The sequence below is a fragment of the Pseudomonas azotoformans genome (assembly GCF_001579805.1).
Lineage (GTDB): Bacteria > Pseudomonadota > Gammaproteobacteria > Pseudomonadales > Pseudomonadaceae > Aquipseudomonas > Aquipseudomonas azotoformans_A.
This window is the reverse complement of record NZ_CP014546.1, coordinates 5,255,159-5,268,186: the sequence shown is the minus strand read 5'-3', so window position 1 is coordinate 5,268,186 and position 13,028 is coordinate 5,255,159. Positions and strand designations below refer to the sequence as shown.

11 protein-coding genes are annotated in these 13,028 nt (G+C 60.9%); 6 read left to right on the top strand and 5 right to left on the bottom strand.

What is annotated here, in order from left to right; translation table 11 throughout:
* Window positions 1–12: 12 nt before the first annotated feature.
* Window positions 13–1,128 carry a Gfo/Idh/MocA family protein gene (locus tag AYR47_RS24075; RefSeq protein ID WP_033902389.1) on the bottom strand — a complete coding sequence of 372 codons (1,116 nt, stop codon included), beginning with the start codon at window positions 1,126–1,128 and terminating at the stop codon, window positions 13–15.
* 306 nt (window positions 1,129–1,434) lie between these two features.
* On the opposite strand from AYR47_RS24075, the gene AYR47_RS24070 reads away from it, so the two are divergent.
* The 6 genes from AYR47_RS24070 (at window position 1,435) to AYR47_RS33165 (ending at window position 7,012) form a co-directional block, all read left to right on the top strand.
* Window positions 1,435–2,463, top strand: coding sequence for a WD40/YVTN/BNR-like repeat-containing protein (locus AYR47_RS24070; RefSeq protein ID WP_191983023.1), 1,029 nt, complete (start codon window positions 1,435–1,437; stop codon window positions 2,461–2,463).
* Between the two features lie 15 nt (window positions 2,464–2,478).
* Window positions 2,479–4,854, top strand: coding sequence for an efflux RND transporter permease subunit (locus AYR47_RS24065; protein ID WP_033902391.1), 2,376 nt, complete (start codon window positions 2,479–2,481; stop codon window positions 4,852–4,854).
* Between the two features lie 78 nt (window positions 4,855–4,932).
* Window positions 4,933–5,229, top strand: a complete 297-nt coding sequence (locus tag AYR47_RS24060; protein ID WP_033902392.1) for a DUF5629 family protein — start codon at window positions 4,933–4,935, stop codon at window positions 5,227–5,229.
* Entirely contained in the window at window positions 5,216–6,391 is a 1,176-nt protein-coding gene (locus AYR47_RS24055) for a lactonase family protein (RefSeq protein ID WP_061437264.1), read from the top strand. Before AYR47_RS24060 ends, AYR47_RS24055 begins: the two co-directional genes overlap by 14 nt.
* Window positions 6,392–6,547: 156 nt before the next feature.
* The gene (locus AYR47_RS24050) at window positions 6,548–6,727 is read left to right on the top strand and encodes a hypothetical protein (protein ID WP_016980181.1); all 180 of its coding nucleotides are present in this window, start codon (window positions 6,548–6,550) and stop codon (window positions 6,725–6,727) included.
* Between the two features lie 159 nt (window positions 6,728–6,886).
* Window positions 6,887–7,012 (top strand): hypothetical protein, encoded by a 126-nt coding sequence (locus AYR47_RS33165; RefSeq protein WP_257722330.1) that lies wholly within the window; start codon window positions 6,887–6,889, stop codon window positions 7,010–7,012.
* On the opposite strand, the gene AYR47_RS24045 is transcribed toward AYR47_RS33165, so the two are convergent.
* The 4 genes from AYR47_RS24045 to AYR47_RS24030 form a co-directional block, all read right to left on the bottom strand.
* Window positions 7,009–7,602, bottom strand: coding sequence for a glutathione S-transferase (locus tag AYR47_RS24045; RefSeq protein WP_033902394.1), 594 nt, complete (start codon window positions 7,600–7,602; stop codon window positions 7,009–7,011). The genes AYR47_RS33165 and AYR47_RS24045 overlap by 4 nt on opposite strands.
* Entirely contained in the window at window positions 7,599–11,237 is a 3,639-nt protein-coding gene (locus tag AYR47_RS24040) for an SbcC/MukB-like Walker B domain-containing protein (RefSeq protein ID WP_061437262.1), read from the bottom strand. Before AYR47_RS24040 ends, AYR47_RS24045 begins: the two co-directional genes overlap by 4 nt.
* Window positions 11,234–12,475: an exonuclease SbcCD subunit D C-terminal domain-containing protein gene (locus tag AYR47_RS24035; protein ID WP_061437260.1), complete on the bottom strand. Its 1,242-nt coding sequence runs from the start codon at window positions 12,473–12,475 to the stop codon at window positions 11,234–11,236. Before AYR47_RS24035 ends, AYR47_RS24040 begins: the two co-directional genes overlap by 4 nt.
* 82 nt (window positions 12,476–12,557) lie before the next feature.
* Window positions 12,558–12,791, bottom strand: a complete 234-nt coding sequence (locus AYR47_RS24030; RefSeq protein ID WP_033902397.1) for a DUF6124 family protein — start codon at window positions 12,789–12,791, stop codon at window positions 12,558–12,560.
* Window positions 12,792–13,028 lie beyond the last annotated feature (237 nt).

Below are 13,028 nucleotides of genomic sequence, written 5' to 3'. Positions count from 1 at the left end.
GGTTCGGCGCTGTTAAACCTCTTCGACCTGTACCCAGCGTTCTTCTCTGGCCGCCACGCGAATCGCCGTCGCCAACCGCTCCACCTCCCACGCTGCCTCAAAGTCAGTGCCATCTGCACCTTGACCGGCCAGCGCCAGGATCAACTCCTGCACCTCCAGCGTCTTCAGCTCGTTGTAGCCCAACTGATGCCCCGCCGCCGGGCTGAACACCGCATAACCCGGCAGGGCAGGGCCTGCGAGCAAACGCTGGAAACCGTCCTGGCCAACGCGACAGACCTGCAATTCATTCAAGCGCTCTTGATCGAACGCCAAGGTGCCTTTCGTCCCGCTGATCTCGAAACTCAGGTGGTTCTTGTAGCCCTGCTTGAGCCAGCTGCTGCTCACCGTACCGCGTGCGCCATTGGCAAAACGCAGCAGGGCGTGCACTTGGTCATCCACCGCAATCGATTTAAGGTCGGTGCTGCCTTTGACGGCAGGTCGCCGGGCGTGGACGGTCTGGGTGTCGGCACACACACTCACTACGTCGCCCACCAGATAGCGCGCCATCGACAGTAAGTGGCTGCCCAAGTCTGCCAAGGCGCCGCCCGCGTGTTCCACTTCACAACGCCACGACCATGGCGAGGCCGGATCAGCCATGAAATCTTCGCTGAACTCACCCTGGAAGCTGATGATCTCGCCCAACTCGCCGCTCGCAATCATCTGCCGTGCCAGGGTGATCATCGGGTTGTGCTGGTAGTTGTAGCCCACCCGCGTCACCACGCCCGCAGCACTGGCGGCGCGGCGCATGGTGTCGGCCTGTTCCAGGCTCACGGCCAGGGGTTTTTCGCAATACACCGCCTTGCCCGCTGCGATGGCGGCCATGGCCATGGGGTAGTGCAAATGGTTGGGCGTGGTGATGGCCACCACGTCGACATTGGGATCATTGATCAACGCCTGCCAATCGCCATGGGCCTGGGCAAAGCCCCAATCCTTGGCGCAGCGGTGGGCGCGTTCGGTGTCGGCGTCGGCCAGTGCTGCCAGCTTGAGGTGCAGCGGCAGCTCGAATACCGCGCGGGCGTTATTGAAGGCCAAGGCGTGGGCGCGCCCCATGAAGCCTGTGCCGATCAAGCCGATTCCGAGTTCACGCATCGCCGTGGTCCTTTGGATTATTGTTTTCAGGAATACTATTAATGGAATAAAAATTCCCATATTTCAATAGATGGAATAAAAATTCATTGCTGCCTCGGCGATCACCCCGGCGAATACAGCTATATTCAGGCGCTGACGAAAGGGCGTCAGTTAACAAAAGATAACGTAGCGCCGATTGTCAGACGATTCGAAAGCCCGATAGGATGGCCCCTGCTTCCTCCAGGCGCTCTAGATTGCAGGTTTCAAGGCCCCGGAAGGCAGCGATAACAATAATAAATGGGAGAAAGGTCTATGAGTGAGCCTGTCATGGGTTGGGTTGTTTGCCGCCCACGCGCCGCACGCAGGGTTGCGATGCTGGCCGCAGCGCTCTCGCTGTTTGGCGCTGTCGTGTTACCGGCAGCCGTCCAGGCCGCCAGCGATACCTCGTTTGCGATTGAATCCCCCAAGGCCGCCAAAGGCCTGATGATCGATGTGGTCCACGCGGGCAAGCGCCTGGTGGCGGTCGGTGATCGCGGGCACATCCTCTATTCCGATGACCAGGGCAGCACCTGGACCCAAGCCAAAGTCCCCACCCGACAGTTGCTTACGGCAGTGTTTTTCGTCGATGACAAGCAGGGCTGGGCGGTGGGCCATGATGCGCAGATTCTTGCCAGTTCCGACGGCGGCGCCACCTGGACCCAGCAGTACCAGGACCTCAAACGCGAAGCCCCGCTACTCGACGTGTGGTTCAACGACGCCAACCACGGCCTGGCCGTCGGCGCCTACGGTGCGTTGATCGAAACCACCGACGGCGGCAAGACCTGGGACGACGTCAGCGACCGCCTCGACAACGAAGACCAATACCACCTCAACGCCATTGCCCACATCAAGGACGCCGGCCTGTTCATCGTTGGCGAGCAGGGCAGCATGTTCCGCTCCAGCGACGACGGCCAGACCTGGGAAAAACTCGAAGGCCCCTACGAGGGCTCGCTGTTTGGCGTGATCGGCACCGCCCAGCCGCAAACCCTGCTGGCCTATGGCTTGCGCGGCAACCTGTACCGCTCCACAGATTTCGGCAATACCTGGGAGCAAGTTGAACTGAACGCTGCGCGGGGAGCGCTGGAGTTTGGTTTGTCCGGCGCGACCTTGCTGGAGGACGGCTCGATTGTCGTGGTCGGCAACGGCGGCAGCGTGGTGGTCAGCCATGACGACGGCGTGACCTTCAGCGTGTTCAACCGTGCGGACCGCATTTCGCTTTCGTCCGTCACGGCGGCAGGCAATGGCAACTTGATTCTGGCCGGGCAGGGGGGCGTTCGCGTCGCTAAAGCCGATGGCGCCGAACCGACAAAACAATAAGAAGGCGGGGAAAGAATGAGCAGTCATCACAACGATAAAGCGACCTTTCTTGAGCGCCTGATCTTCAACAACCGCCCGGCAGTGATCGTGATCTGCCTGCTGGTGAGTATTTTCCTGTTCTGGCAGGCGACCTTGATTCGCCCGTCCACCAGCTTTGAAAAAATGATCCCGCTCAAGCACCCCTTCATCGAGAAGATGATGGAGCACCGCAATGACCTGGCGAACCTGGGCAACACGGTGCGCATTTCGGTGGAGGCCAAGGACGGAGACATCTTCACCAAGGAGTACATGGAGACTCTGCGTCAGATCAACGACGAAGTGTTCTACATTTCCGGGGTCGACCGCTCGGGCCTCAAGTCGCTGTGGAGCCCCAGCGTCCGCTGGACTGAAGTGACCGAAGAAGGCTTTGCCGGCGGTGAAGTGATCCCGCAGAGCTACAACGGCTCGCCGGAAAGCCTCGATCAACTGCGCAACAACGTGCTCAAGTCCGGCCAGGTCGGGCGCCTGGTGGCCAACGACTTCAAGTCGAGCATCGTCGACATCCCGCTGTTGGAGTCTTACCCGGACCCACAGGACCAGGGCAAGTTGCTGGCCTTGGACTACCGCAAGTTCTCCCATGAACTCGAAGACAAGATCCGCACCAAGTTCCAGGAGCAGAACCCCAACGTGCAGATCCACATCGTCGGCTTCGCCAAGAAAGTCGGCGACCTGATCGATGGCCTGATCATGGTGGTGCTGTTCTTCGGCGTGGCGTTCGGCATCACCCTGGTCCTGCTGCTGTGGTTCACCAACTGCCTGCGCAGCACCATTGCTGTATTGAGCACCACCCTGGTGGCGGTGGTCTGGCAGTTGGGGCTGATGCATGCCGCCGGTTTCGGGCTGGACCCTTACTCGATGCTGGTACCGTTCCTGATCTTTGCCATCGGTATTTCCCACGGCGTGCAGAAGATCAACGGTATCGCCCTGCAATCCAGCGAAGCGGACAACGCGCTGACGGCCGCACGCCGCACCTTCCGCCAGCTGTTTCTGCCGGGAATGATCGCGATCCTCGCCGATGCGGTGGGCTTTATCACGCTGCTGATCATCGACATCGGCGTGATCCGCGAACTGGCCATCGGCGCCTCTATCGGCGTGGCGGTTATCGTGTTCACCAACCTGATCCTGCTGCCAGTGGCGATTTCCTACGTCGGCATCAGCAAGCGCGCCATCGCCAAGAGCAAGAAAGACGCGAACCGCGAACACCCGTTCTGGCGCCTGCTGTCGAAATTCGCCAGCCCCAAAGTCGCGCCGGTCTCGATCTTCCTGGCCCTGATCGCCTTTGGTGGCGGCCTCTGGTACAGCCAGAACCTCAAGATCGGCGACCTTGACCAGGGCGCGCCGGAACTGCGCCCGGACTCGCGCTACAACAAAGACAACAACTTCATCATCAGCAACTACTCCACCAGCTCCGACGTGCTGGTGGTGATGGTCAAGACCAAGGCCGAAGGCTGCTCGCGCTATGAAGCCATGGCGCCCATCGACCAGTTGATGTGGAAGATGCAGAACACCGAGGGCGTGCAGTCGGCGATCTCGCTGGTGACCGTGTCCAAGCAGATGATCAAGGGCATGAACGAGGGCAACCTGAAATGGGAAACCCTGTCGCGTAACCCGGACGTGCTGAACAACTCCATCGCCCGTGCCGATGGCCTGTACAACAACAACTGCTCCCTGGCGCCGGTGTTGGTGTTCCTCAACGACCACAAGGCCGAAACCCTCGACCGCGCGGTGCATGCGGTGCAGGACTTCGCCAAGGAAAACAACAAGGACGGCCTGGAATTCATCCTCGCCGCCGGTAACGCCGGGATCGAAGCGGCTACCAACGAGGTGATCAAGGAGTCGGAGCTGACCATCCTGATCCTGGTGTACCTGTGCGTGGCGACCATGTGCATGATCACCTTCCGCTCCTGGGCGGCGACCCTGTGCATCGTGCTGCCGCTGGTGCTGACCTCGGTGCTGGGCAACGCGCTGATGGCGTTCATGGGTATCGGCGTCAAGGTCGCAACCTTGCCGGTGGTGGCGCTGGGCGTGGGGATTGGCGTGGACTACGGCATCTACATCTACAGCCGCCTGGAAAGCTTCCTGCGCGCCGGCTTGCCGCTGCAAGAGGCGTACTACCAGACGCTCAAGTCCACCGGTAAAGCCGTGCTGTTCACCGGCCTGTGCCTGGCAATCGGCGTGTGCACCTGGATCTTCTCGGCCATCAAGTTCCAGGCCGACATGGGCCTGATGCTGACCTTCATGCTGCTGTGGAACATGTTCGGCGCGCTGTGGCTGCTGCCGGCGCTGGCGCGGTTCCTGATCAAGCCGGAGAAACTGGCAGGGCAGAAGGGCAATTCACTCTTCGCGCATTGATCGATTAGACCATTGCCGCAAGGCACCGCGGGGGAATTGACCTATCATGTGTCTTTTCCCCCGCAGTGACTTCACATCATGACCGATTCGCAACCCAACCTGAGCACCGCCCTGACCGACAGCGACATGCTGATCATCAACGGGCTGCACGCCTTCGACTTCACGTTTGACCAGCACTTGCTGATCGAAAGCATGGACGGCCGGGAACTCAAGCGTTGGAAGTTCAGTCCAGAACAACTGAACGCCGCCACCTTTGATGACAGCTTGCAAAGCTGGCTCTTGCGCAACGAAGACGGCGAACACCGTCTGGTCTGCTTGAGCGCTATCAAGGGCGACAACAATAACGATGAGGATGAAGCGGATGATGATGCGTAAATTCTGGCCCCTGCTGATGGCGGGCAGTGTCGGTGCCATGTCGGTGCAAGCCGCGCCGGCTGAGACCTATGAACTGTTGGTGGGCAGCTACACCGCCGGCAGCAGCGAAGGGATCTACCGCCTGCAATTCGACAGCCGTACCGGCCAGTTCCAGGGCCAGCCGGTGCTGGCGGCCAAGGCGGACAATCCGTCGTGGCTGACGGTCTCCAAGGACCAGAAGCACCTGTTTGTGGTCAACGAAAACGGCCCCGGCCAGCAAGACCCGGTCGGGCGCGTGAGCAGCTACAGCATCGACCCGCAGAATCATCAGCTGACCCTGATCAACCAGGTGCAAAGCCTGGGCAACGAGCCGACCCATTCCAGCGTGGCCGCCGATGGGCGCTACCTGTTTGTCGCCAACTATTCGGTGCTGGAAGATCCAGGCGGAAGCCTGGCGGTGCTGCCGGTGGATGCCATGGGCAAGCTGTCGGCCCCGGTGCAACTGAGCGGGCACCCCGCCAGTCGCGTCAACCCTGAGCGCCAGGCGTCCAACCATGTGCATTCGGTGGTGTCATCGCTCGATGGCAAATACGTGTTTGTGCAGGACCTGGGGGCGGACAAGGTATTTGCCTACCGCTACGATCCGAAGGCCAACCCTGAGCTGCCATTGACCCCGGCGAAACCGGCGTCGGTGCAATTGCCACCCGGCAGTGGCCCGCGTCATTTGTTGTTCAGCGCCGATGGCAAGCATGCCTGGCTGACCACCGAGATGAGCGCGCAGGTGGCGGTGTTCGACTACAAGGACGGCCAACTGACCCAGACCCAACTGGTGGATTTCGCCGCCGGGCAACCGGTGACTGACAAGGCCGGTGCCGCGCTGCATGCCTCCAGTGATGGCAAGTTCCTGTACCTGAGCAACCGTGGCACGGCCAATCAACTGCTGGTGTTCAGCATCGACCCGGCCACCGCGCATCTCAAGGAACTGCAGCGCCGCTCCGTGGAAGGCGATCATCCGCGTGAGTTCAGCCTGGACCCGAGCGGCAAGTTCTTGCTGATCGCCAACCAGAAAAGCAACGAAATCGTGGTGGTCGAACGCGAACCCAAAACCGGCCTGCTGGGTAAAACCGTGCAGAAATTGCCGATCGATGCGCCCAGCGACCTCAAGTTCCTGGTGCGTCAATAAGCCACAGGCCCCGTCATGCGGGGCCTGAGCCTTTCTATTAATTCTGTTAATAGCGGCTACTGTTTCAAAGCATTTCTAAGGCTTAGCCCTCGGGCGTAAGTTTGGTTCCAAGGCCTTCCCCGGCCACTTAACCAAACGAACACAAGGGTTACCGACATGAATCTGAATCTCTTCTCCATCATCGCCGCTTCCGCTGTTTCCGCCACTGTTGCCCTGCCAGCCGCGGCCAGTGTGGAAGTCTCCGGCAAAAAATCCAGCACCAGCGCCTACACCCAGAAATACCTGCAACAAAGCGCCAACTTCTACGCCGCACTGGATCACAAAACCCAGCAATAACCTGCACACCAGCAGACGCCAAACCACTGGAACGAAGCCTGGCTCGTTCGAGTGGTTTGGCGTTTGTGCATGTGCAGAAGAAAAAAGATTGATATCATATTGCCATGTGTTTAAATTTGACGCTCAGAAATTGACGCTCATCTTCCTGGAATCGACAGCATGGCACTCCGACTCGCCGCACTCATTCTGGTGCTTTATTCCGCTCCCATCCTGTCTTCCGTGCATCTGGTAGACGGTGAGCCTGAGATTGCCCGCGAGCGACTGTTGGATTTGGTCCAGGGCTAAGCCTTCGCCATCACCGCTACAAACAGCGGTGATTGCAGAAACCGCTCCAGCCACTGCTGCAACCGGGGATACGGCGCGCCGGCAAACCATTCCCGATCCACATGGGCAAACTGTCGCACAAATGGCGCCAGGGCCATGTCCGCCAGGCTCGGATGATCCGCCAGCAAATAGGCGTGGTCCGTCAGTAAATCCTCCAGCTTTTGCAGGAACACCTCACCCCCGGCCCGATAATGCTCCATCGGTTTTTCCGGGTAGCGTTCGGCGTACTTGTATCGATCCAAGTGATACTTGAAGCCTTGGTCGTTCTCGGCGATCAATGCGAATACCGCCGGGTCGCCGTGCCGCAACCAGTTATCCGGATCGTTTTGCGCCAAGGCCCACTGCATGATCTCCAGGCTTTCTTCAATCACCCTGCCATCAACGTTCAATACCGGCACGGTGCCCTTGGGCGACAGCGCCAGCATCTCGGCGGGCTTGGCCTTGAGGCTCACCTCGACGATGCGCACCGGTACGCCCGAATAACGCAGCGCCAGCCGTGCCCGCATCGCATAGGGGCAGCGCCGGAACGAATACAGCAGCGCTTCGCTCACTTGACCTCCAAGGTGCTCAAACCATTGCCCTGGCGCTTGACCTGGATCTGCACCGGAATGCGTTCGTGCATTTCCTGCACGTGGGAGATCACCGCCACTTTACGACCCTGAGCCTGCAAGCCATCCAGCGCGTCCATCGCCAATTGCAAGGATTCTGGGTCAAGGCTGCCAAAGCCCTCATCGATAAACAGCGACTCGATCTTCAACGTGCTGGAGGCCATCGACGCCAGCCCCAAGGCCAGCGCCAGTGACACCAGGAAGGTTTCGCCGCCGGACAACGAATGCACCGAGCGCAGTTCATCGCCCATTTCCGTGTCCATCACCAACAGGCCAAGCATGCTGCCGCCACGCTTGAGGCGATAACGCCGCACCAACTGGCGCAGTTGCACGTTGGCGTGATGCACCAACAAGTCGAGGTTGTAAGCCTGGGCGATCTTGCGGAAGGTGTCGCCGGTGGCCGAGCCGATCAGCGCGTTCAGGCGTGCCCAGCGTTGCCACTCGTCATAGGCCTTGGCGATCTGCTCGGCGAAGGCCTGGTTGGCGTCCTGGCGACGCTGGTCTTCGGATTGGCGTGCGCGCAGTTCAGCGCAGTGTTTTTCACTCTCGGCCAGTTGCTGATTGAGCGTGGCCAAGGTGCTGTCCAGCTCTTCGGCTGCGAGGTTGCCGTTGTGCAGGGCCTGATGGTCGGCAAGGCGTTGTTCGCGTTCTTGCAGCAGTACCTTGGCCTGTTCGACGGCTTTTTCGCAGAGCTGCACCTGCTGGCGCAATTGGCTGACCTGGGCGTCATCGTAGGCCAGCAAGCGGTTGAGGCCAGCGTCATCGAGTTCCGGATGCAAGGCGCGCCATTCGCTGATACGCGTGACGAGGGCCTTTTGTTCGGCCTGCAACGCCTGTTCGCGTTCCTGTTTTGCCTTGAGGTCCGCCGCCAGTTGGACCAGCGCGTTGTGGATTTCCTGCAACTGTTTGCTGGCGTCGGTTTCGCTTTGGCGTGACTGGGTCACGGCCTGTTCCAGTTGCTGCTGCCAGTGTTCGGCGCTGGTGTACTCGCCCAGTAACGTGCTGAGTTTTGCCTGGGCTGCTTGCTGTTGGATCGCCAACTCGGTGACCTGCTGGCGCAGGGCGTCGAGTTGCTGCTGACGATGCTGCTGGTGGGTCTGTTCCTTCTCGATCACCTGTTGGCGTTCGTGTTGCTCGGCCAGTTCATCGCGTTGATGGCCCAACTGTTCCAGGCGCTGGCTGACTTGCTGGTCCAGCTGCATAAAGGTGGCGGCCGGCTCGGCGCGCAAACCCTCCAGGGTTTCTGCGGGCAGCAGGCTGGCGAACGCGCTCAGTTCCTGGTCGAGGCGTTCGCGGTCGCTGGTTAGCTCGCGTTGCTGATCGACCATCAATTGACGGGCCTGCTGGCTGGCTTCCTGGGCCGCTTGCAGTTGCTGCTGCAAGCGCCCGGCGTTTTGTTGCAGGTTGAGCAGGGCGCTTTGGCGTTGTTCGTCCTGGGCGATGCTTTGGCTCAGTTGGCCCAGTTGCTGTTCAAGCCAGGCGCTACGCTTGGCGGGTTCCTGGTTGAGCATTGACGCGGCCAGCGGGTGCGCATCCAGACTTGGCTGGAGGGCTTGCTGTTGCGTGGCCAGGTGTTCCTGCTGTTGCAGGTATTCCTTTTGTTGGGCGATCAAACCGCCCACTTCGCCGCGCAACTCTGTGAGTTTTTCCTTGAGGCTGTCCACGGCTTTCAGCGCGGTGGCTTCTTCGTTTTCGTCATGTCGACCGAGGCTTTGCAGCAACGCTTCGGGCTGGTGATACGGGTGTTCGTGGCTGCCGCACACCGGGCAAGGTTGGTCGTCCTGCAACTGCTCGCGCAACTCCTCGACGCTGGAGCTGCGGGCCAGGCGCTGGCGTTCCAACAGTTGCTTGGTCACGTTCAGCGTCTGTTCGGCAACCGTCAGTTCGGCCTTGGTTTGCAGACCGGTCTGGTTCAGTTGTTCGCGTTGCCGTTGGGCGTCGGTGAGCTTGTGCGTCAGGCTGGCGGCGTGTTGGTCCAGCTGTTGCTGGTTGTCCCACAGGCGCGTCAGGTCTTCAAAGGCGCGCTGCTGTTTGCGATTGTCTTGCAGCAGGCTCGCCAGCAACTGGATCTGCTCGGCCACGGCGTGAGGCTCTGCACCGGCCTCCTGATACAGCAGGTCCAGGGCTTCGCGTTGCTGAGCGAACTGCTCGGCGGCGCTGGTCGCACGTTGCTCCAATTGCGGCAGTTCGGCCTGGCCTTTATTCAGGCGATTGCCGATCTGCGTCAGCTGTTGCAAGCGATCGCGGTAGGCGGTCCAGGCATCGCTCAGCGGCGCGAGGGCGGCGCTGCGCTCAAGCTCGGTGCCCAGGCGTTGCAGGCGCTCAGTAACGTGATTCTGCTTTTCCAGCAGCGCAGTGAGGTGGGCCTGACCTTCGGCGCAGGCGCTTTCGTGTTGCTGTTGGTCCTCGGTGCGCTTGGCCAGCTCCTTGGTCAAGTGGGCGAGGGTGCTTTGCTCTTCAAACGCCTGTCGCAGTAATGGCACTGCATCCGTTTGGTTTTTCAGGGCCTCAGCCAACGCAGTTTGCGCGCTGGCTTGTTGTTGCCGGGCCTGCTCCTGGCGGGTATGCAGTTCGCCTTGCTGTTGGATATGCGACTGAATCTGCACGGCCAGCGGGGCAAGCACGCTGCCGAGTTCGGCCTGGCGCGCAAACTGGTGACGCTGTGGCGCCAATTGGTCAAGGCGGCTCAGGTCTTCACGTTGCTGGCCCTGGTTATCCCAGTCGGCCTGCGCGCGCTGCAGTTGTTCGGTGGCAGCAAGTTGACGTTCCTGCCATTCGCGCAGCTCCTTGAGCCAGGTGTGCTGAAGCTCAAGTTGCTTGAGTTGCGCTTGCTGGGTCTTGAGTTGCTGTTGTGCGGCATCGAACTGCTGATCCAGCTCCACACGTGCTTCGGGCGCCAGGGGCACCACGCCGGTGGCCTGGTCCTGCAGCTGCTTGTGCGCATCCCTGGCCTCTTTGGCCTTGTCGAACGCGCGCCGCCCGAGTTGGGTGTACAGGGCGGTGTCGGTGAGCTTTTCCAGCAGTTCGCTGCGCTCGTTGTCGTTGGCCTTGAGGAAGGCGCTGAACTCACTCTGCGCGAGCAAGACGGCACGGGTGAACTGTTCGAAGTTCAGGCCCAGGGCCAGTTCCAGCTGGGTTTTGTATTCGGTTTTCTGGCTGGCCAGCAGTTGGTCGCTGTCCAGGTCAATCAGGCTCTGCCGGCTGTTCTGCAACTTGCCGCTGGCCTTGTCACGGGCGCGATTGGCTTCCCAGCGCGCGCGATAGCGCCGGCCACTCACGCCGACAAAATCCACTTCGGCATAACCGCCACCGGTACCGCGCCGTAACAAGGTGCGCGGGTCACCGATGGAAATGTCGCTGTCGGCATCCGGCATCTTCGCCTGGCCGGTGTCGCCCAGGCGTGGCACCGCGCCAAACAACGCCAGGCACAAGGCATCAAGCAGGGTACTTTTACCCGCGCCGGTCGGCCCGGTAATCGCGAACAACCCGGCACTGGCCAGGGGCTCGGCAGTAAAGTCGATTTCAAACGGGCCGGCCAGAGAAGCCAGGTTTTTCAGGCGGATGGCGAGGATCTTCATGGCTGTTCCTCCTCCTGTTGCACTTCCTGGAGCAGCACGGCGAAGTCCTTCAAGGTCTGTTCATCCACTTCACTGCCATAACTGTCCAGCCAGGCGCGGCTGAACAGTTCCTGGGGCGTGAGCTGGTCGAGTTCGATCAGGCGGTCGTCGCCTTCGTCTTCACGGCTGCCGTTACCTGCGTATTCAGCGGCGATGCGCACCAGGCGCACGGCCTTGCCTTGCAGGGCGCTTTCGATCTGCTGGCGCAGGTCGGGTTGCGGCTCGTCGAGGCGCACGCGCACTTCCAGCCAAGGGTGGCGCTGGGTTTCGGCCAGCAGATCGACGTCGGGCAACTCGGCCAGGGCCTTGAGGATATCGGCCAGCGGCGCGGCTTCCAGGCGTTGCAGGTCGACCGAGCGCGGAATCAGGATCGGTTCGACGTTCACCAGGCATTGGCCCTGGAACGTCACGTCGAGGATCTGGTGCTTGTAGCCGATTTCGGAAAACGACAGCGGAATTGGCGAACCGCTATAGCGAATGCGTTCTTCGCCATTGACCTTCTGCGGCTTGTGCAAATGGCCGAGGGCGACGTAAGCGACACTTCGATCAAACAGACTGGCCGGCAGCGCCTCGGCATTGCCGATGATCAGGCTGCGCTCAGAGTCTTCCGACACCGAGCCACCGGCCATGTGCGCGTGGCTGATGGCAATCAGCGCCTGGCCTTTTTTGCGCTTGGCGTTGGCGGCGGCGATCAGCCATTCATGCACCTGGCCGATGCCGCGCAGGTAGTCGTCACCCAGGTGCGCGCCGGTCACTTCCGCCGGGCGCAGGAACGGCAGCGCCAGGCACCAGGCGGCGATCTTGCCTTTGGCGTCCGGCAGCGGGATCAGCAGGCGTTCGGCGTCGAGTTGGCCGTCATCCAGCCACAGCACCCGGCCCAATGCATGGGTACGCAGGCGGCGCATCAAGGGGGCGGGCAGCTCAATACGCGAGCCGGAGTCGTGGTTGCCTGCGATCATCACGATGGTCAGCTTGGGGTTCTGTTCGTGGGCGCTGATGATGAAGTCATACAGACGCTCCTGGGCCTTGAGCGGCGGGTTGACAGTGTCGAAGATATCGCCGGCGATCAGCAGCACATCCGGCAGATGGGTGTTCAGTTGGCCCAGCAGCCACTCAAGAAAGCAGGCGTGTTCGAAGTCGCGTTCCTGGCCGTGGAGGTTTTGGCCCAGGTGCCAGTCGGAGGTGTGAAACAGACGCAAGGCGAACTCCGTTGAAGAGATGAAAAGGAGGGGAGTTTACCCTGTAAACCTGTGGGAGGGGACAAGCGCCCTCCCACAAGGGTCAGGCGGTGTGCAGGCAGTCTAGCGCTCGGTCAGCCAGGATTCTGGCACTGTTGATCAAGTGCTCGGTGGCGCCGGCCATGTGGCGCTGATCACTGCTTAGCGCTTGGGTGGTGCCAGCAGCGGTCGCGGCTGCGCAACGCAGCAGGTCGCAGATCTGGGCGAGGGCGTCTTCGAAGCTGAGGTCGTGGTGAACGGTGAAGGTGGGTGGTGGGTCGGGGACGATTTTGTTCATGAAGGTACCTACAGGGTTTGGAGCCATTCTTTTGCCGATCTCACACGTCAAAAGGTGGCAGCTATGTGCGGGGTGAGATACCGGATTTGTAGGCGCACCCGGCCAGACCGAAGTCTGCCCGCACACAGCTGCCATAGAGCATGTTGCTCATGGCGCCTACAAATTCACGGGATCTCACACCCGATCGCTGATGTGCAGCGACGGAGCGAAGGCTAGCCAGTGGAGTGAGCAGGCGCA